Source organism: Granulibacter bethesdensis CGDNIH1 (genome assembly GCF_000014285.2).
In the GTDB taxonomy this organism is placed as follows: domain Bacteria; phylum Pseudomonadota; class Alphaproteobacteria; order Acetobacterales; family Acetobacteraceae; genus Granulibacter; species Granulibacter bethesdensis.
In genome coordinates, this window is sequence record NC_008343.2 from 1,432,495 (window position 1) to 1,452,580 (window position 20,086).

Below are 20,086 nucleotides of genomic sequence, written 5' to 3' on the forward strand. Positions count from 1 at the left end.
TTCCGTTGGGCAAAGTTTTATCCCCGCGTCAGGGAGTGACTGACGCCAGCTGATGCATCTGGCTGATCGCCGCCTGATGCTGTTGCACCAGATCATTCACCGTCGCATCAAAGAAATGCGTGAAGCTGGATGGATAGACGCCCATCCACAGAGTCAGCAGCACCAGCGGCACGAACACGACGATTTCCCGCGTGTTGAGATCGAACATGGAGCGTAGCTCGCCAAGGGTCATCCGGCCGAGGATTACACGGCGATACAGCCACAGTGAATAGACCGCGCCGAGTATCATGCCGGTGCTGCCCAGCAGGGCAATCCAGATGCTGACCTTGAAAGCACCGATCAAAACCAGAATTTCACCGACAAACCCGCCGGTTCCCGGCAAGCCAATGGTTGCCATGGTGAACACAAGGAAGACCGCCGCATAGGCCGGCATCCGCTCGACCAGCCCGCCATAACGGTTGATCTCCAGCGTGTGCAGCCGGTCGTATACGACACCCACGCACAGAAACAACGCGGCGGAAACCACACCATGGGACAGCATCTGGAACAGCGCGCCACTTAATCCCTGCTGGTTCACGGTAAAGATGCCGATGGTCACAACGCCCATATGCGCAATGGATGAATAAGCGATCAGCTTTTTCATATTCTCCTGCGCGAAGGCGACGATGGAGGTGTAAATCACCGCCATGACCGACAGGGCAAACATCAGCGGGGCGAAATACTCCACTGCATCAGGCAGCATGGGTACCGAGAAACGCAGGAAGCCGTATCCTCCCATTTTCAGCAATACCCCGGCCAGAATAACGGACCCGGCGGTCGGTGCCTCCACATGCGCATCAGGCAGCCAGGTGTGAACCGGCCACATCGGTACTTTCACGGCAAAAGATGCCAGAAAAGCCAGGAACAGCCAGAACTGCATATGCACCGGGAAGCGGGTATGCAGCAGGGTTGGAATATCCGTTGTCCCGGCATAGTGCCACATGGTCAGCAGCGCCAGCAGCATCAACACCGAACCGGCCAGCGTGTAGAGGAAGAATTTCAGCGCCGCATAAACCCGGCGCGCATGCCCCCAGATGCCGATGATCAGATACATCGGAATCAGCACGGCTTCGAAGAAAATATAGAACAGCAGGAAGTCGGTGGCCGAGAACATTCCCACCATCATGGTTTCCAGCACCAGGAAGGCGATCATGAACTCCCGCACACGGGTATGGATCGCATCCCAGCTTGCCAGAATACAAATAGGCGTCAGGAAGGTGGAAAGCAGCACGAACAGAACGCTGATTCCATCGACACCGACGCTGTAGCGCACACCGAATTCGGGCAGCCACTGCACGGATTCAACAAACTGCATACCCGGCTGGGCCGGGTCGAACCGGACCCACAGAACCAGGCTGAAGGCAAACACCACCAGCGAGGTCCATAGCGCCGTCCAGCGCGCATTGTTTGCCACAACTTCCTCATCCCCGCGGATCGTCATCAGAATGACGACCCCGAGTAGCGGCAGGAAGGTCAGCAGAGACAGTACGGGAAAGCCCGCCTGATTCATGACATCACCTGAAGATGAGGAAAATGGAAACCAGAGCCACAAGGCCGATCAGCATGGCAAAGGCATAAACCGCGATGGACCCCGTCTGAAGCTTCACAACCCTGGAGGAGCCATCGACAGTCAGGCTGGCAAGACCGTTCGGAATGCCATCAATGATGGTGGCATCACCAACCGTCCAGAGCAGCCGGGCAAAGCACTGATAAGGACGCACGATCAGGACAGCGTAGATCTCATCGAAATACCATTTATTGGCGAACAAACGGTAAATCGCCGGGAACATTGCCGCCAGACGTGCAGGTGCGCCGGGATTGAACATATACATCCAATAGGCCAGCGCGATACCGAGCACACCGAGAATGGTCGGCAGGATCGAGGCAAGGAACGGAATATGATGCATCTCATGCATCACATGATTATCCGGCCCATTGAACACAGCCCCACGCCAGAAGGCGCTCATGCCCTCGCCGATGAACCAGTGCTCCAGCAGCATGCCACCGGCAATAGCGCCGATGGACAGCAGCGCGAGCGGCGCCAGCATTACCAGCGGGCTTTCATGCACATGTTCCATGGTGTGGTGGTCGGCACGCGGCTTGCCATGGAACGTCATGATCGTCAGACGCCAGGAGTAGAACGCGGTCAGGAAGGCCGCGAGCGTACCGCAAACATAGCCGTAAAATCCTACACCACCCTGTGCCCAGGCGGCTTCCAGAATGGCGTCTTTGGAATAGAACCCGGCGAAAGGCGGAATACCCGCCAGCGCCAGATTACCAATCCACATCGCCGCATAGGTGAACGGGATCATTTTCCAGATACCGCCCATTTTGCGCATGTCCTGCTCGTCGGACATGGCATGGATCACGCTGCCTGCTCCAAGGAACAGAAGCGCCTTGAAGAAAGCATGGGTGATCAGATGGAACACCGATACTTCATAGGCACCCACCCCAGCCGCCACGAACATGTAGCCGAGCTGCGAACAGGTGGAATAGGCGATGACTTTCTTGATGTCGTTCTGGGCGCAACCGATGGTGGCAGCAAACAGGGCGGTGGTGCCGCCGATCAGCACGATAAAAGTCTTTGCATCCGGCGCGAATTCCAGCAGTGGCGACATACGCGCCATCAGGAATACTCCGGCCGTCACCATCGTTGCGGCATGGATCAGCGCAGAAACCGGGGTCGGGCCTTCCATCGCATCCGGCAACCACACATGCAGACCGATCTGCGCGCTTTTGCCCATCGCGCCGATAAACAGCAGGAAGCCGATCACCTCGAAGGTGCGCAGTTCGGTTCCGAACAGGTGATAATGGTCATTCACATGCTGGGAAACGGTTCCGAAAATCGCCGAGAACTCGATGGAGCCAAAGGTCCAGAACACCAGCGCGATGCCGACGGCGAAAAACAGGTCGCCCACGCGATTGACGATGAAGGCCTTCATGGCCGCAGCATTCGCGCTGTCCTTGTAGTACCAGTATCCAATCAGCAGATAGCTGGCCAGACCAACGCCTTCCCACCCGAAAAACAGCTGGAGCAGATTATCCGCTGTCACCAGCATCAACATCGCGAAGGTGAACAGGGAGAGATAGGAGAAGAACCGATAATTCGGCAGGCTGTCATGCGCCATATAGCCAGTGCTGTAGACATGGATCAGCGTGGCGACAAACGTCACCATCGCGACCATGACAGCGGATAGCGTGTCATAGCGAAGCGCCCAGTTGACATGCAGATCCCCGGCCTGAATCCAGTCGGACACCCTCATCACATCCGGCAGGCTTCCCGGCGGTGAGGAAAGCAGCGTGTAGAGAGACAGCGAACCACAGATCGCTGCGGCAATCATCAGCGCGATTGTCACCACCTGCGCGGCACGATCCCCCATCACCCGTCCGAACAGACCGGCGATCACGGACCCCAGCAGGGGGGCAAAGACTGCGACGGCGTAGATCATCGCTCAGCCCTTCATCAGATTCACGTCTTCGACCTGGATCGAACCGCGATTACGGAAATAAATGACCAGAATGGCAAGACCGATAGCCGCCTCTGCGGCAGCCACGGTCAGGATGAACATCGCAAAGACCTGCCCGGCAAGATCGCCCAGCGAAGCAGAGAACGCTACCATGTTCAGGTTAACAGCAAGCAGGATCAGCTCGATCGACATCAGCATGACGATGACGTTTTTACGGTTCAGAAAGATGCCGAAAATGCCCAGCACGAGCAGAACCGCGGCCACGGCCAGATAATGGCCCAGCCCCACAGTCATAAAGGAATTCATACACGATCCTCCGCTGCGTGGTGAGCATTCTGCGGCAAATGAGTGCTGGCACCGTGATCATCCTGACCGATCTGGCCATGGTTCGGTGCGGGCTTTGATAAGGCAGGCGGCAGGGGACGCAGAAAATCTTCCGGATGGATGCCCTGCCCGACCGGAGCATTCACCAGTTGCAGCGTGTCCTCAATCCGGCGATTGACCTGCTCGGCAATGTTCTGATGCCGTGATGTCTTGCGATCACGCAAGGTCAGCACGATGGCACCGATCATGGCGACCAGCAGGATCAGCCCTGCCATCTGAAACAACATCACGTAATGCGTATAAACGATCTGACCCAGCGCCACAGTATTTTGTACGTGATCAGGACGCGGGGAAAAACGCAGAGCGCTCGCTCCCGGTGCGACCTGCCATCCCCCCAGAACCATCGCCAGTTCCACGAGCAGCACACCACCAATCGCCGCACCAACCGGCGCGTAACGCTGCCACCCATCCCGCACTTCCGCGAAATTGATGTTCAGCATCATCACCACGAACAGGAACAGCACCGCGACTGCGCCCACATAGACAATGACCAGAATCATCGCCAGAAACTCGGCCCCCGTCAGCAGAAACAGGCCCGCCGCGTTAAAAAACGCCAAAATCAGGAACAGCACCGCATGCACCGGATTGCGGGCGCTGACGACCATCGCCCCTGATACGATCAGGATGGCAGAGAAAACATAGAATGCTATCGCGGCGATCATGATCGTCTCACCGGTACGGCGCGTCGAGTTCAAGGCGACGGGCGATTTCCGGTTCCCACCGGTCGCCGTTCGCCAGAAGACGATCCTTGTTGTACATCAGCTCCTCGCGCGTTTCGGTGGCGAATTCCAGATTCGGCCCTTCCACGATCGCGTCCACCGGGCAGGCTTCTTCACACAGACCGCAATAGATGCACTTGGTCATGTCGATGTCATAGCGTGTGGTGCGGCGTGAGCCATCGGCACGAGGCTCGGCCTCGATCGTGATCGCCAGAGCCGGGCAGACAGCCTCACACAGCTTGCAGGCGATGCAGCGCTCCTCCCCGTTCGCATAACGCCGCAGCGCATGCTCGCCCTTGAAGCGCGGGCTGATCGGGTTTTTTTCGTACGGATAATTGATGGTCGCCTTCGGCTTGAAGAAATACTTCAATGTCAGGGCCATGCCCGAAACGATTTCCGTCAGCAGAAAACTGCGCGCGGTGCGGTCCAGCAACGCCATGTCAGCCCCTTTCCCTCAACACGCAATCACTCATACACACGGTCATCGTCAATTCACCGTCGGCAGCCAGCCTGCCAGCTCCAGCACGCAGGCGGTCAGCAGCAGCCACACCAGAGAAAATGGCAAAAACACTTTCCAGCCCAGACGCATCAGCTGGTCATAGCGATAGCGGGGCACAGTGCCGCGGACCCAGAAAAACACGAACATCAGCGCACAGACTTTCAGCACGAACCAGATCGGCCCTGGCACCCAGTTCAGCGGCACGATGTCGAAAGGCGGCAGCCACCCGCCCAGGAACAGCAGGGTAGTCATCGCACAGATCATGAACATGTTGGCGTATTCGCCGAGAAAAAACAGCGCATAAGCCATGGCGCTGTATTCCACCATATGTCCGGCGACGATTTCGCTTTCGCCTTCGACGATATCGAATGGAGAGCGATTGGTTTCTGCCAGCCCGGAGATGAAGAAAATCACCGCCATCGGCAGCATCGGCAGCACGAACCAGACATGTTTCTGTGCCAGAACGACATCGTTCAGATTGAGTGATCCAACACAAAGCAGGATCGCAACCATGACGAAGCCAATTGAAACTTCGTAGCTGACCATCTGTGCGGCAGCACGCAGCGCACCCAGAAAGGCGTATTTGGAATTCGAGGCCCAGCCCGCGATAATCACGCCATAAACACCGAGCGAACTGATCGCAAACAGATACAGCACACCGACATTGATATTGGCCACGGCCCAGCCATCATTCACCGGGACGACAGCCCAGGCGATCATCGCCAGAATAAAGGTCAGCAGCGGGGCGAGAATAAACAGAACCTTGTTGGCGCCATCCGGAATAATCGTCTCCTTCAGGAGCATTTTTCCAGCATCGGCGAAGGCCTGCAACATCCCCCATGGACCAACTACATTGGGGCCTTTACGCAGGCCGATCGCGGCCAGAACCTTACGCTCGAATACGGTGGCGTAGGCCACCATCAGCATCAACGGGACCAGAATGGCCAATGCCTGCAAGGCCGTGATGATCAACAGGCCGAGATTGGTATTGAACAGAAAATCGTGCATTCCGCTCACTCCGCCGCACTCGGCAAGGCTGCCTGAGCAGTCTCATAGACCCGTACACACTCCGCCATGGTCGGGCTGGCACGGCTGACAGGGTCAGTCTGCCAGTAGCTGCTGATGGCATAGCTAACAGGGGCCGTGCTGATTGTTCCCTGAGCGGAAGGTCCGGAAGGATCGGTGCAGCCACGCACTGGCAGATCATCGATCACGGCAAAAGCCGGATTGACCTCGATCAGCCGCGCCCGAACGGCCTCAATCGTATCGTAGGGCAGCGGACGGTCGATCACGGCACTGAAAGCCCTCAGGATGCGCCAGTCATCCTTGGCATCCTTCAACGGATGCACGGCACGGTTGGCCTGCTGCACCCGGCCCTCTGTGTTCACATAAGTACCGTCTTTTTCAGTATAGGCCGCGCCGGGCAGGATCACATCAGCCCGTGCCGCGCTTTTATCGCCATGCGACCCCTGATAGACCACGAATGTATTTGCCCCGATCCGGGCCGTGTCGAACTCGTCCGCACCCAGCAGCCAGAGCAGATCGACGCCACCATCCAACAGACGCGGCAATCCGTTTTCTCCGCCCGGCGGCACTGCGCCAAGCATCAACGCACCAGCACGTGATGCGGCAGTGTGCAGCACGTTGAAGCCATGCCAGCCAGCATTCAACGCCCCTACCTGATCGGCCAATGCCCAGCTTGCCGCCAGAATGGCAGCCCCATCAGGACGTGCCAGCGCCCCCTGCCCGACAATGATCATCGGCTTTTTTGCCGCGCGCAGGGTTTCGACGAATGCGAAATCCCCCGCTGATAGCGCCGACAGATCGGTCCCCAGCCAATCGACCTGATAAGTCAGGTCAAGCGATGCGCCGAAGGAAGCAATGGGAAGCTGGGTCGCCAGCCAGTGTTTGCGAATGCGTGCATTCAGAACCGGCGCCTCATGACGAGGATCGGTGCCAATCAACAGGATGGCATCAGCTTCTTCAATGCCGGCAATGGTCGAATTGAACAGGAAGAAATCACCACGGGACGCATCCAGCGCCGCACCATCCTGCCGACATTCGATCAGGGATGATCCTGCACCGGCCATCAGATCTTTCAATGCCACGATGCTTTCCGCATCGGCCAGATCACCGATCAGCGCGCCGATCCGTGCTCCATCCAGACCCTGCATACGGCTGGCAATAGCCTGAAAAGCCTCCTGCCAGTTGGCCTGCCGAAGAGTGCCGTTCTCCCGCACCCATGGCGTATCCAGACGACGACGACGCAGGCCATCCACCGCAAAACGGGATTTATCGGCCAGCCATTCCTCGTTCACATCCTCATTGATACGCGGCAACACCCGCATCACTTCCGGACCACGGGCGCACAGCACGATATTGGCCCCGACCGCATCCATGACATCGATGCTGTCAGTCCTGTTCAGCTCCCAAGGACGAGCCGTAAAGGCGTACGGTTTCGAGGTCAGGGCACCAACCGGGCAGATATCGATCAGGTTACCGGACAGCTCACTGGTCAGCGCTTTTTCAACATAGGTGCCGATCTCGACATTCTCCCCGCGGGAGGTAGCCCCCAGTTCCGGAACTCCGGCAATTTCCTGCGCAAAACGGACACAGCGTGTGCACTGGATGCAGCGCGTCATCACGGTTTTCACCAGCGGTCCAAGGTACTTGTCCTTCACCGCCCGCTTGTTTTCCTCAAAGCGGGAGTGATCCCGCCCGTAAGCAACGGATTGATCCTGAAGATCGCACTCTCCGCCCTGGTCACAGATCGGGCAATCGAGCGGATGGTTGATAAGCAGAAACTCCATCACACCGCGACGGCCACGACGGACCATCTCGCTGTCGGTTTTTACCACCATCCCATCAGCAACCGGCATCGCACAGGACGCCACCGGCTTCGGCGGCCCCTTTTCGATCTCGACCAGACACATCCGGCAGTTACCGGCCACAGACAGCCGGTCATGGTAACAGAAGCGCGGGATTTCCTTGCCGGCCATCTCGCAGGCCTGCAAAACGTTGAACCCGGATGGAACCTCAAGCTCGGTGCCGTCGATTGTGACTTTCACCATGCTGATTACTCCGCCGCCGCGGGAAGGTTGGGAACCGGCGCCCGACCGGGAACACGCTGTTTATAGGCGCGGATACGATCCTCGATGACCGGGCGGAAATGACGGATCAGCCCCTGAACCGGCCATGCGGCCGCATCGCCCAGCGCACAGATCGTATGACCCTCGACCTGTCGCGTCACCTGCTCCAGCATGTCGATCTCCTCGAGATCAGCGCGGCCTTCGACCATGCGGTTCATGATCCTCATCATCCAACCCGTGCCTTCACGGCAGGGAGTGCACTGACCACAACTTTCATGCTTGTAGAAATGGCTGAGCCGAGCGATCGCCTTGATCACGTCGGTGGATTTGTCCATCACAATGACCGCAGCCGTGCCCAGCCCGCTGCGCTGTTCCCGCAGGCTGTCGAAATCCATCAGCACATCGTCGCAGATGCTCTTCGGCAGCAGCGGAACCGATGATCCACCGGGAATAACCGCCAGCAGATTATCCCAGCCGCCACGCACGCCCCCCGCATAACGCTCCAACAGCTCCCGCAGGGGAATGCCGAGTTCTTCCTCAACATTGCACGGCTTGTTCACATGGCCGGAGATGGAAAAGAGTTTTGTACCGCTATTCTTGGGCCGCCCCAGAGAGGCAAACCAGGCTCCGCCACGCCGAAGGATCGTCGGGCAAACAGCAATGCTTTCGACGTTATTCACCGTCGTCGGGCATCCATAAAGACCGACACCAGCCGGGAAAGGCGGCTTCAGGCGTGGCATACCCTTCTTGCCTTCGATGCTTTCGATCAGCGCGGTTTCCTCACCGCAGATATAAGCACCAGCCCCGCGATGGACGTACAGGTCGAAATCCCAGCCGCTGCCGCAGGCGTTTTTGCCGATCAGGCCAGCCTCATAAGCCTGATCAATAGCAGCCTGCAAGTGACAGGATTCATTGTAAAATTCACCGCGCACATAAATATAAGCCGTATGCGCCCCCATCGCAAAGGCGGCGATCAAGCAGCCTTCAACCAGTTTATGAGGATCATGCCGCAGGATATCGCGATCCTTGCAGGTTCCCGGCTCGCTCTCATCGGCATTAACGACGAGGTAATGCGGACGGCCATCGGATTCCTTGGGCATGAAGCTCCACTTCATACCGGTGGGGAAACCCGCGCCACCACGACCACGCAGACCGCTGATCTTGATGTCCTCGATAATGGCGTCGCGGCCTCGCGCCAGAATGGCTGCCGTGCCATCCCAGTCCCCGCGCGCCAGAGCGCCCTTCAGCCCCCAATCATGCTCGCCGTACAAATTCGTGAAGATGCGGTCGCGATCGTTCAGCATCGCCTGCCCTCAGCCGATAGAAGCCGGCGGTGTGGAACCGGCCCCATTTTACATACGACATACAATCCAGTTTCCGGCTGGAGAGAATGTCGGTCCTCACTCGCCGCGAAGCGGCAGATCAGTGTTCCATTCCGTGCGGTCACTCCCCTGCTGCGGGCGGTGTATGATTGCCCTGCATCAGGGCTGAAGGCACGTCACGCAACGTTGTCGGGCCACCCTCCGGCGCGGAGTTCTGACGACCCGACATAGAGCCAGGTGTCGGGCGCTCCCCGCGGCGCAAGGCCTCCAGCAGAACGAGGGTCCGGGGACCATCCATATCCTCGTAATAATCGTCATCCACCTGCAGGATCGGTGCATTGACGCAGGCGCCAAGACATTCGACCTCCGTCATGGTGAACATGCCATCCTCACTGGTTTCGCCCCAGCCCTGGATACCCGTCGCCGAACGGCAGGCCGCTACGACCTCATCCGAGCCACGCAGCCAGCACGGTGTGGTCGTGCAGAGCTGAAGATGATGACGCCCCACCGGCCGGGTATTGTACATGAAGTAGAAAGTCGCTACCTCATAAACCCGGATCGGCGCCATCCCAAGACGGCGCGCGATCTCATCCATCGCCGCACGGGGAATCCATGCACTGCCGGTCTCACGCCCCATCTGCCGCTGTGCCAGATCCAGCAGTGGCATTACCGCGCTCGCCCTGCGGGCTGGCGGGTACTTGGCCAGGATGATCTCTATGCGTTGCTCGCTCTGCACATCGAACGAGAATTCCGCAGGCTGCCAGGGCTCGCGCCCGACATCACTGCCTCCGTTGACGTCCGCCATCAGCGGTCCACCTCACCGAACACAAGATCAAGCGAGCCAATGATCACCACCGCATCCGCCAGCATATGGCGATGGGCCATGACATCGATCGCCTGCAAATGAGCAAAACCGGTCGGGCGGATTTTGCAGCGATAAGGGCGGTTGCTGCCATCCGAGACCAGATACACACCGAACTCCCCTTTCGGGCTCTCCACCGCCGTATAAGTGGCTCCCTCTGGAACGTGATAGCCTTCCGTATAAAGCTTGAAGTGATGGATCAGAGCTTCCATCGACCGCTTCATCTCGGCGCGAGGGGGTGGCGTGATCTTGTGATCCTGCACCTTGATCGGGCCGGGGCGGATTTTCCCCAGGCACTGCTTTACGATGCGCACGCTTTGCCGCATCTCCTCGACCCGCACCAGATAGCGGTCATAGCAGTCGCCATTACGACCGACCGGAACCTCGAAATCAACGTCGGCATATTTGTCGTAGGGCTGGGACTTGCGCAGATCCCACGGAATGCCGCTGGCACGGATACAGGGACCGCTGAAACCCCAGGCCAGTGCCTGTTCCGGCGTCATACGACCGATATCAACCACCCGCTGCTTCCAGATGCGGTTATCGCTCAGCAGACCGGCCATATCATCGATAAAGGCCGGGAATTTTTCGGTCCAGTCGGCAATGCGGTCGGTCAGACCTGCCGGCAGATCCTTTGCCACCCCACCGGGACGGAAATAATTGGCATGGAATCGGGCGCCTGATACCGCCTCGTGGAATTCCAGCAGCTTTTCACGCTCTTCGTGTCCCCACAGCACTGGCGTCATCGCACCGCCATCGAGCGCATAAGTGGTGAGGTTGAGCAAATGGTTCAGGATGCGCGTGATTTCCGCAAACATCGTGCGGATCCACTGTGCACGCTCTGGTGCGGTGATTCCCAGCAGCTTCTCTGTTGCTAAAGCGAAGGCATGCTCCTCGCACATTGGCGAGACGTAATCGAGCCGGTCGAAATAAGGCAGGGCCTGAAGATAGGATTTGTATTCGATCAGCTTCTCGGTACCACGATGCAGCAGGCCGATATGCGGATCGGCACGCTCCACCACCTCGCCATCCAATTCCAGCACCAGACGCAGCACGCCATGGGCGGCAGGATGTTGCGGGCCAAAATTGATAGCGTGGCTATCGATTTCAACAACACGGCCCTGCTTCTGGACGGTCTCGCTCATCGCTTCGCCTCCTCCGTCACGACCGGTTGCGGCGGAGTGATGCCGATGGATGCTTTTTCATCACCGGGCAGAGTCGTCATTCCTTCCCACGGAGACAGGAAGTCGAAATTACGAAAATCCTGAGTCAGCTTCACCGGCTCATACACGACCTGCCGTCGTTCTTCATCCCAGCGGAGTTCGACATAACCGGTCAGCGGGAAGTCTTTCCGCAGCGGATGCCCCTCAAACCCATAATCCGTCAGGATACGCCGGTGGTCGGGCTGGCCGGAGAACAGGATGCCGAACAGATCCCAGGTCTCACGCTCGAACCAGGTCGCCACGGGCCAGATTGTGTGGACCGAAGGCACCGGCACGCCATCATCCGTTCCCACGATCATGCGGATTCGATGATTCAGGGATATTGAAAGCAGATTATAGACAACATCAAAGCGCGGAGAGCGTGAAGGCCAGTCGACCCCGCATACATCCATCAGCTGCTGGCACAAGAAACGCGGATCATCCCGTAAGGTCAGTGCCACTGCCTCAAGCTGATCGCGTGTAACCTCGACGACCACCTCATTTTTTTCCAGCTGCGCACGTGTCACGCCATGAATGGCAGAGAGAGAATCCAGCAATTGAGATTGATCAGCCACGGAGAATGGTTCCCGTCCGGCGAATTTTCTTCTGAAGCTGCATGATGCCATACACCAGAGCCTCCGCAGTCGGCGGACAGCCCGGCACATAGACATCGACAGGCACGATCCGGTCGCAGCCCCGCACCACTGAGTAGGAATAGTGGTAATAGCCGCCACCATTGGCACAGGAACCCATGCTGATCACCCAGCGCGGTTCGGGCATCTGATCATAGACCCTACGCAGGGCGGGGGCCATTTTATTTGTCAGGGTTCCTGCCACAATCATCACGTCGCTCTGGCGGGGGGAAGCGCGAGGAATAACCCCGAAGCGATCCAGATCATAACGCGGCATGTAGGCGTGGATCATTTCCACTGCACAGCAAGCCAGACCGAAGGTCATCGGCCAGAGACTGCCTGTGCGCGCCCAATTCACCAGCTTGTCGAGATTGGCGACCACAAAGCCCTTATCCGCCATCTCTCCCGTGATACCACGCAGCACGGCCTCCTGCCCCGGCCCGGGCGGCAAAGCCTCCCTGTTCCAGAGCATCGCCTCATCTGCTGTCGGAGCATGGGCGGAAGGATACTGGCTCTGCATGATGCTTTACTCCCACTCCAGCGCGCCTTTGCGCCATTCATAGATGAAGCCGACAGTCAGAACGCCCAGAAAGCCCATCATGGAGAAAAAGCCGAACATGCCAATCCGGGAAAGGCTGACTGCCCATGGGAACAGAAATGCCACTTCCAGATCGAAAATGATGAACAGAATCGCCACAAGATAATACCGCACATCGAAGCGACTGCGAGCATCATCAAAGGCATCGAAGCCGCACTCATAAGGCGCAAGCTTTTCAGCATAGGGTTTCTGCCGTGCCGCCAGATAGGAACCACCGACCATGGCGCAGGCAATGACCGTAGCAATCCCGATAAAAACCAGAATCGGAAAATATTCTGTCAGCACAGGCTGCATAGGACATCATCCCTTCCGAAGGCCGTGGAAGCGTGGCCATCGAGATTTCTCAGTGTTGGAGGCAATACGGAAACACCACTGCCTCGATAGAAAAGGTTTATCGCACCGCGCCACACATCGCAACGGAGCAAACCTAACTAACACCATCCCCGTCCAGATAAGAGGGGGATCAAAAGATTAAGTTATTTTTTAATTTTGCTGAAAGCTCGCCATCAAACGAAAATGGCGCGAGTGACGGGGCTCGAACCCGCGACCTCCGGCGTGACAGGCCGGCGCTCTAACCAACTGAGCTACACCCGCGCAACAGCGAGGGGCGCTTCCTACGCTTTGATGGCCCCATCGTCAAGCGCATGGACACAGAAAATATGTATGCCACGATGGCGTCCTCCTCTTCACCCCATGAATAAGAGTTATGACTGCGCGTAACCCCTGAACTCACCCCTTGCGGTTGATGGAACGCAGCGCACGCCGACAGATTCTGGCCGTAGCAAGACCCGCACTTTCAGCGCTCCATTGCGCACACAGGGACCGAACCCAGTCAGGCTGGTCCTTGCTGGCATCATTGAGCCAATTTCCAACAGAATCCTGCACATAAGGTGCCGGATCGGCACGCAATGGCTGAAGAACAGGCAATGCCTTTCCGGGACATTGCCGCAAAGCACGGAGATGGGAGCACCACACCCCACGCGGCCGGGTGGCTTCACTGGCAAAGCGTCGCAGGCGTTCGGAAGAGTCCGTCGTCCACCCGGCCAATAATGCAAGAGCATGATCAAGGTCTGCGGCGATATGAGGCCGGACCGCCATCCATGCCCATTCCCGAACACCGAAATGATGATCATCGGCAAAGGGTCGAATCATCGCTAAACGCTCCGCAAGAGTTTGTCCTGCTGCCACGCCCACCATGAAACACGCCCAACCGCGCACAGTGTCCGAGGAATGGTTCCGCAGAATATCCAGCCCAGCCATGCCGTTATGCTCAAAGATCAGACTGGCCGCCAATGCCATGCGGCGCAAAATTCCTTCTTCTTCCTCACGCTGCATTTTCAGAATGGCATCAGGCCCAATAGCAGGAAACACTTGGGACAGCAGGGAGGCAAAATTAACACTCAAACACTCGGAGAGCGTCGTGGCTTCAATGGTACCTGCATTCAGCAAAGCGAGGCGGGCAGGCTCAATCACTGCAACACGCGGCACGGCGCTCACCCTTCAATAGCCAAAGGCACATCAAAAAAGCCCGCAAAGATGGCATGACCATCCTGACGGGCACCAGATCCTATCAAGAAAAAATGAGAAACTGGCGCGAGTGACGGGGCTCGAACCCGCGACCTCCGGCGTGACAGGCCGGCGCTCTAACCAACTGAGCTACACCCGCGCAACAGCGAGGCCGGTTCCTACAGGCTGCCGATGCTGCCGTCAAACCCTTCCGGATCAAAGTTCTGGGGATAACTCCAGATAATCCGGATGCAGACAGCACCATAAACCTATGGTGGGCGGTGACGGGATCGAACCGCCGACCCTCTCGGTGTAAACGAGACGCTCTACCTCTGAGCTAACCGCCCTGACCTCAGTGAGCGCCCTATAAACCGATGCACGCGCACGGTCTACTGCTTCGACAGCAGGAAACGGAAATCGGCCAGGTAAAATCCTTATTCCCCTGAAGAATCCTGCTCGTTCAAAGCATCTTTCAGTGTTTTTCCAGCCTTGAAACGTACCGACAAGGCAGGCGGAATCGCTATTTCTTCTCCGGTGCGTGGATTCCGCCCGACAGATGCCTTGCGGGAGGCTACGGAAAACGAGCCAAACCCCACCAGCCGGACTTCCTCATGACGCTTCAAAGCAGACTCGATGCTGCCCAGAACCGCATCAACCGCCTGTGCGGCCCGGCTACGCGGAAGCTCAAGCTCATCGGCAACTGCCGTGATCAATTCCATTTTGTTCAACGTCAGTCCCCTGCCCCGCGTGACGATAAAAGCCGGTCGGCAATTAAAGGATCCGCTTTTATGCCGTCAACGTAACAGAGAGTCGCCAAAGTGCAAAAAGTGAAAATTCATCCCTCTGCCTGATCCTCAGATATAAAAAAGGGGAGCGGTGCTCCACTCCCCTTTTCCGAAACCAACAAGCCGTCAATCAATGCGGCAGAGAGGTTTCACTGACCTGACCGGATTTTTTGGTCACGGATTCCTCCATGCTCTCATCCCAGGTTATCGCCTCCGGCTTCCTCACCAGAGCCTGCCCGATCACCTCATCGACATGGGAAACCGGAACGATCCGAAGGTTTTTCTTCACGTTATCCGGGATTTCAGCCAGATCCTTCTCATTGTCCTTCGGAATAAAGACAGTGGACAATCCGGCCCGCAGCGCCGCCAGAAGCTTCTCCTTCAACCCGCCGATCGGCAAAACACGGCCACGCAGGGTGATCTCGCCGGTCATGGCGATGTCACGGCGCACCGGGATGCCAGTCAGCACGCTGACGAGACTGGTCGCCATTGCAATCCCCGCCGAGGGGCCATCCTTGGGCGTCGCCCCTTCAGGCACATGGACGTGGATATCACGTTTCTCAAACACAGTCGGCTTGATGCCGAAGCTGGCGGAACGGCTTCGGACATAGCTGAGCGCTGCGGATACGCTCTCCTGCATCACATCACCCAGTTTACCGGTATGCTTGATGGCGCCTTTACCGGGCAGCAAAACACTCTCAATGGTGAGAATTTCGCCACCAACCTCGGTCCAGGCCAGACCGGCAACCACACCGATCATGTCCTCAGCCTCAATCTCGCCATAGCGGAATTTCTGAACGCCAGCGTATTTCTCAAGATTCTTCCGGTTAATCGCCACCTTCTTGGCTTTTTTGGTAACGATTTCCTTCACCGCCTTACGGGCCAGACCGGCAATTTCGCGCTCAAGATTACGAACGCCGGCTTCCCGCGTGTAGTAGCGGATCAGGTCGCGGATCGCGTCCTCAGTAACTGACCATTCCTCCGGCTTCAGGCTATGAGCCTCGGTCTGCTTCTGAAGCAGATGGCGCTTGGCGATCTCTACTTTCTCATCCTCGGTATAGCCGGGGATACGGATGATCTCCATGCGGTCCAGCAAAGGCTGCGGCATACGCAGGCTGTTGGCCGTTGTGACGAACATCACGTCGGACAGGTCGTAATCGACCTCCAGATAATGATCGGCAAAAGTTCCATTCTGCTCCGGGTCCAGCACCTCCAGCAGCGCCGAGGACGGATCACCACGCCAGTCGGATCCAAGCTTGTCGATCTCATCCAGCAGGAAGAGCGGGTTCGAGGTCTTGGCCTTTTTCATGCCCTGAATGACCTTGCCGGGCATGGAACCGATATAGGTCCGCCGATGACCGCGCACCTCGGCCTCGTCTCTCACGCCACCCAGTGACATGCGGACAAAATTACGCCCCGTCGCCTTGGCAATCGACTTGCCAAGAGAGGTTTTGCCAACACCGGGCGGCCCCACCAGACAGAGGATCGGACCACGCAGCTTGTCAGAACGGGACTGCACCGCAAGATATTCAAGGATACGCTCCTTGACCTTTTCCAGCCCGTAATGGTCGGCATCAAGCACCTTTTCGGCTTCCTCGACGTCGTTACGGACCTTGCTGCGCTTCTTCCACGGAATACCCAGCATCCAGTCCAGATAATTCCGGACCACGGTCGCTTCGGCGCTCATCGGGCTCATGCTGCGGAGCTTTTTCAGCTCGCTCAGACATTTCTCGGTGGCTTCCTTGGTCAGACGGGTCTTTTTGATGCGCTCTTCCAGCTCGGCGATTTCGTCCTTGCCGTCTTCGCCTTCACCCAGTTCCTTCTGAATGGCCTTCATCTGCTCATTCAGGTAATATTCGCGCTGGGTCTTTTCCATCTGGCGCTTCACGCGATTGCGGATGCGCTTCTCAACCTGAAGAACGCCGATCTCGCTTTCCATATGCGCAAAGACACGTTCCAGGCGCTCAGAGATGGGAACGATCTCCAGCAATTCCTGCTTCTCGGCGATTTTCAGGCTCAGATGACTGGCCACCGTATCGGCAAGCTTGCTGGGTTCCTCGATCTGATTGACTGAGACCAGAACCTCCGGTGCAATTTTTTTGTTGAGCTTGATATACTGCTCAAACTGCCCGACCACGGTGCGGCCCAGTGCCTCCAGTTCCTTGTCCGTCTCCCCGGTATCAGCCAGAATCTCGGTTTTAGCCTCAAAATAGGCCTCCGTCTCGCCGAAACCCGTAATACGGGCGCGTCGGCTGCCCTCCACCAACACCTTAACGGTACCATCAGGCAGCTTCAGCAACTGCAGAATCGTGGAAACAGTACCGATCCGGTAAATATCATCAATACCGGGATCATCCTGCGAGGCGTTTTTCTGGGCGACCAGCAGAATCTGCTTGTCGTCCTTCATGACAGCTTCCAACGCGCGAACAGATTTTTCCCGCCCGACGAAAAGGGGCACAATCATATGGGGAAAAACGACAATATCACGCAGGGGCAGGACGGGCAGCATCTCGCCCTCAGTGCCGGAACCCTGTGTTTCGTTCTGTGGTGTGGCGTCCGTCATAGGGGACTTCCTTTCAACGACAGCCTGCCGCCTCTATGCCCCGTTACAAGGCACATAGCAGCGACGGCACCGTCCAGAAAAACCGTCATCATCAGACTTCTCTGGCGGTTCATGGGGCTTCCCCCGGAATGGGCAGAAGCAGACTCGAGTCAGCAGCGCTTGCTTCGGAAAGAGGAATTGGCAGCATCATGAGGGCTGATTCCAATTCCGAAACATAAATGAGGATTGCGCAATCAGGCGCTCTCCTCCGCGCGTTCTTCTGGTCCGTATGTCATCAGCGGTGCGGCACGACCCTCGGCCACTTCACCGTTGATGACCACTTCTTCGACGTTTTCCATCCCCGGCAGATCATACATGGTGCCGAGCAGGATGCCTTCCAGGATGGACCGCAGGCCGCGCGCACCGGTTTTACGGGCGATAGCGCGATTAGCCACGGATTTCAGGGCATCATCGGTGAAGGAAAGGCTCACTCCCTCCATCTCGAACAGACGACCATATTGCTTCACCAGAGCATTTTTCGGCTTGGTGAGGATTTCAATCAGGGCGGCCTCATCAAGGTCTTCCAGCGTCGCCACCACCGGGAGACGACCGATGAATTCCGGAATCAGACCGAAACGCAACAGATCCTCCGGCTCGACCTCCCTCAGGATTTCACCGGTGCGGCGTTCATCCGGGTCGCGGACCTCGGCACCATAGCCAATACCGCCCCCCTTTCCGCGGCTACCGATGATCTTTTCCAGCCCGGCGAAGGCGCCCCCGCAGATGAAAAGGATATTGGTGGTATCGACCTGCAGAAACTCCTGCTGAGGATGCTTGCGCCCCCCCTGTGGCGGAACCGAAGCAACCGTGCCTTCCATAATCTTCAGCAGGGCCTGCTGAACCCCTTCACCGCTGACATCACGCGTGATGGAAGGGTTGTCCGATTTACGGCTGATCTTGTCGACCTCGTCGATATAGACGATGCCGCGCTGCGCACGTTCAACGTTGTAATCGGCCGCCTGCAAAAGCTTCAGGATGATGTTTTCGACATCTTCACCTACATAGCCGGCCTCGGTCAGTGTCGTGGCATCGGCCATGGTGAACGGCACGTCCAGAATGCGGGCCAGAGTCTGGGCCAGCAATGTCTTACCGGACCCGGTGGGACCGATCAGCATGATGTTGGACTTGCCGATTTCTATATCGTTGTTCTTCTGGCCATGCGCCAACCGCTTGTAGTGGTTGTGCACGGCAACGGAGAGAACCTTCTTGGCATGAGCCTGACCGATGACGTAGTCATCGAGAACCTTGCAGATTTCTTTCGGGGTCGGCACACCGTCCCGGGACTTGACCAGATGGGTCTTATTTTCCTCGCGGATGATGTCCATGCAGAGTTCAACGCATTCATCGCAGATGAACACGGTCGGACCGGCTATCAGTTTTCTCACTTCATGCTGCGACTTGCCGCAGAAGGAGCAATAGAGAGTATTTTTCGAATCGCCGGACTTAGTCATGAGCACTCCTGTCCCAACATGGGACTTAACCCTGTTAGCCTAGCCGCGCATTTCAGCGGGAACAAGCGCTGCAGGGAACATTCTGACGGGTCTGACCTTCTATATGGTACGCCCGCACTCATCAGTGGCATTAAAAGAAATTTACGTATGCTTGCGGCACAGCTGGTCGTATCCGGTATTGCCGCATTCTGTCGCTAGATGGAAACCGGATGGCCAAGTGCAAGACCAAGCCATCACGGTTCTTTGACAAAGTTTGGCAACAGCCGGCTTTATTCAGCTTTTGCTGCTATCAGGGGTAGAAGAGACAGGACGACGCTCGACCACCTGATCGACCAGACCGAAATCACGCGCTTCCTCGGCTGACATATAGGTATCACGCTCCAGCTTGCGCTCGATTGCCTCGATCGACTGGCCGGTATGGCGGTTGTAGATCTCGTTCAACCGCTTGCGCAGCGTCAGGATCTCCCGGGCCTGAATTTCAATATCCGTTGCCTGACCCTGCGCACCGCCAGAAGGCTGGTGCACCATCACGCGCGCATTCGGGAGGGCAAAACGCTTGTCTTTCTCACCGGCGCAGAGCAGCAGCGATCCCATTGATGCCGCCTGACCGATGCAGACGGTGCTGACCGGGCTGCGGATGTACTGCATGGTGTCGTAAATCGCCAACCCGGCACTCACAACGCCACCTGGACTGTTGATGTAAAAGGAAATTTCCTTTTGCGGGTTCTCGCTCTCCAGAAACAGAAGCTGGGCGCAGATCAGAGCACTGACCTGATCATAGACGGCACCGGTCAGAAAAATAATCCGTTCCTTCAGCAAACGGGAATAGATATCAAAGGACCGCTCCCCCCGTGCAGTCTGCTCGACCACCATCGGCACCAGAGTGTTGCTGTAGACCTCAACGGGATCGCGATCCCTCATGTTCCGTA

19 protein-coding genes and 3 tRNA genes are annotated in these 20,086 nt (G+C 57.4%); 1 reads left to right on the forward strand and 21 read right to left on the reverse strand.

Annotated features, from left to right (window positions below):
- Positions 1-28: 28 nt before the first annotated feature.
- The 13 genes from GBCGDNIH1_RS18975 to GBCGDNIH1_RS19035 all read right to left on the reverse strand — a co-directional run bounded on the left by GBCGDNIH1_RS18975 (position 29) and on the right by GBCGDNIH1_RS19035 (position 13,107).
- A complete protein-coding gene (locus GBCGDNIH1_RS18975) occupies positions 29-1,549 on the reverse strand; it encodes an NADH-quinone oxidoreductase subunit M (RefSeq protein WP_011631997.1) in 1,521 nt (506 codons plus the stop codon).
- Positions 1,550-1,553: 4 nt separating this feature from the next.
- Complete coding sequence (nuoL, locus tag GBCGDNIH1_RS18980; RefSeq protein WP_011631998.1) at positions 1,554-3,488, reverse strand: NADH-quinone oxidoreductase subunit L; 1,935 nt, start codon at positions 3,486-3,488, stop codon at positions 1,554-1,556.
- Positions 3,489-3,491: 3 nt separating this feature from the next.
- A complete protein-coding gene (gene nuoK, locus GBCGDNIH1_RS18985) occupies positions 3,492-3,812 on the reverse strand; it encodes an NADH-quinone oxidoreductase subunit NuoK (RefSeq protein ID WP_011631999.1) in 321 nt (106 codons plus the stop codon).
- The gene (locus GBCGDNIH1_RS18990) at positions 3,809-4,552 is read right to left on the reverse strand and encodes an NADH-quinone oxidoreductase subunit J (RefSeq protein WP_011632000.1); all 744 of its coding nucleotides are present in this window, start codon (positions 4,550-4,552) and stop codon (positions 3,809-3,811) included. Before GBCGDNIH1_RS18990 ends, nuoK begins: the two co-directional genes overlap by 4 nt.
- 7 nt (positions 4,553-4,559) lie before the next feature.
- Positions 4,560-5,048 carry an NADH-quinone oxidoreductase subunit NuoI gene (nuoI, locus tag GBCGDNIH1_RS18995; RefSeq protein ID WP_011632001.1) on the reverse strand — a complete coding sequence of 163 codons (489 nt, stop codon included), beginning with the start codon at positions 5,046-5,048 and terminating at the stop codon, positions 4,560-4,562.
- A gap of 48 nt (positions 5,049-5,096) precedes the next feature.
- Positions 5,097-6,116, reverse strand: coding sequence for an NADH-quinone oxidoreductase subunit NuoH (gene nuoH, locus GBCGDNIH1_RS19000; RefSeq protein WP_025286702.1), 1,020 nt, complete (start codon positions 6,114-6,116; stop codon positions 5,097-5,099).
- 5 nt (positions 6,117-6,121) lie between these two features.
- Positions 6,122-8,179, reverse strand: coding sequence for an NADH-quinone oxidoreductase subunit NuoG (gene nuoG / locus GBCGDNIH1_RS19005; protein ID WP_011632003.1), 2,058 nt, complete (start codon positions 8,177-8,179; stop codon positions 6,122-6,124).
- Positions 8,180-8,184: 5 nt separating this feature from the next.
- Positions 8,185-9,501 (reverse strand): NADH-quinone oxidoreductase subunit NuoF, encoded by a 1,317-nt coding sequence (gene nuoF, locus GBCGDNIH1_RS19010; protein WP_011632004.1) that lies wholly within the window; start codon positions 9,499-9,501, stop codon positions 8,185-8,187.
- 139 nt (positions 9,502-9,640) lie between these two features.
- Entirely contained in the window at positions 9,641-10,324 is a 684-nt protein-coding gene (locus GBCGDNIH1_RS19015) for a complex I 24 kDa subunit family protein (protein WP_011632005.1), read from the reverse strand.
- Entirely contained in the window at positions 10,324-11,526 is a 1,203-nt protein-coding gene (locus GBCGDNIH1_RS19020; RefSeq protein ID WP_011632006.1) for an NADH-quinone oxidoreductase subunit D, read from the reverse strand. Before GBCGDNIH1_RS19020 ends, GBCGDNIH1_RS19015 begins: the two co-directional genes overlap by 1 nt.
- The gene (locus tag GBCGDNIH1_RS19025; protein WP_011632007.1) at positions 11,523-12,140 is read right to left on the reverse strand and encodes an NADH-quinone oxidoreductase subunit C; all 618 of its coding nucleotides are present in this window, start codon (positions 12,138-12,140) and stop codon (positions 11,523-11,525) included. Before GBCGDNIH1_RS19025 ends, GBCGDNIH1_RS19020 begins: the two co-directional genes overlap by 4 nt.
- A gap of 10 nt (positions 12,141-12,150) precedes the next feature.
- Positions 12,151-12,735 carry a NuoB/complex I 20 kDa subunit family protein gene (locus GBCGDNIH1_RS19030; RefSeq protein WP_011632008.1) on the reverse strand — a complete coding sequence of 195 codons (585 nt, stop codon included), beginning with the start codon at positions 12,733-12,735 and terminating at the stop codon, positions 12,151-12,153.
- Between the two features lie 6 nt (positions 12,736-12,741).
- Positions 12,742-13,107: an NADH-quinone oxidoreductase subunit A gene (locus GBCGDNIH1_RS19035; protein WP_011632009.1), complete on the reverse strand. Its 366-nt coding sequence runs from the start codon at positions 13,105-13,107 to the stop codon at positions 12,742-12,744.
- A 32-nt stretch (positions 13,108-13,139) separates the two neighbouring features.
- On the opposite strand from GBCGDNIH1_RS19035, the gene GBCGDNIH1_RS25130 reads away from it, so the two are divergent.
- Positions 13,140-13,244, forward strand: a complete 105-nt coding sequence (locus GBCGDNIH1_RS25130; RefSeq protein ID WP_072563915.1) for a tail protein X — start codon at positions 13,140-13,142, stop codon at positions 13,242-13,244.
- An 86-nt stretch (positions 13,245-13,330) separates the two neighbouring features.
- Here the strand turns inward: GBCGDNIH1_RS25130 and GBCGDNIH1_RS19045 are convergent.
- The 8 genes from GBCGDNIH1_RS19045 to clpP form a co-directional block, all read right to left on the reverse strand.
- Positions 13,331-13,407 (reverse strand) — tRNA-Asp (locus GBCGDNIH1_RS19045).
- 135 nt (positions 13,408-13,542) lie between these two features.
- Positions 13,543-14,310 carry a DNA alkylation repair protein gene (locus GBCGDNIH1_RS19050; RefSeq protein WP_011632010.1) on the reverse strand — a complete coding sequence of 256 codons (768 nt, stop codon included), beginning with the start codon at positions 14,308-14,310 and terminating at the stop codon, positions 13,543-13,545.
- A 92-nt stretch (positions 14,311-14,402) separates the two neighbouring features.
- Positions 14,403-14,479 (reverse strand) — tRNA-Asp (locus GBCGDNIH1_RS19055).
- A gap of 112 nt (positions 14,480-14,591) precedes the next feature.
- Positions 14,592-14,666, reverse strand: a tRNA-Val gene (locus GBCGDNIH1_RS19060).
- Positions 14,667-14,753: 87 nt separating this feature from the next.
- Complete coding sequence (locus GBCGDNIH1_RS19065; protein ID WP_043452816.1) at positions 14,754-15,038, reverse strand: HU family DNA-binding protein; 285 nt, start codon at positions 15,036-15,038, stop codon at positions 14,754-14,756.
- Between the two features lie 196 nt (positions 15,039-15,234).
- On the reverse strand, positions 15,235-17,667 hold the full coding sequence (gene lon, locus GBCGDNIH1_RS19070) for an endopeptidase La (protein WP_011632012.1): 2,433 nt from the start codon (positions 17,665-17,667) through the stop codon (positions 15,235-15,237).
- A gap of 233 nt (positions 17,668-17,900) precedes the next feature.
- Positions 17,901-19,157, reverse strand: a complete 1,257-nt coding sequence (gene clpX, locus GBCGDNIH1_RS19075; protein ID WP_025318932.1) for an ATP-dependent Clp protease ATP-binding subunit ClpX — start codon at positions 19,155-19,157, stop codon at positions 17,901-17,903.
- 273 nt (positions 19,158-19,430) lie between these two features.
- Complete coding sequence (gene clpP, locus GBCGDNIH1_RS19080) at positions 19,431-20,078, reverse strand: ATP-dependent Clp endopeptidase proteolytic subunit ClpP (protein ID WP_025286713.1); 648 nt, start codon at positions 20,076-20,078, stop codon at positions 19,431-19,433.
- Between the last annotated feature and the right edge of the window lie 8 nt (positions 20,079-20,086).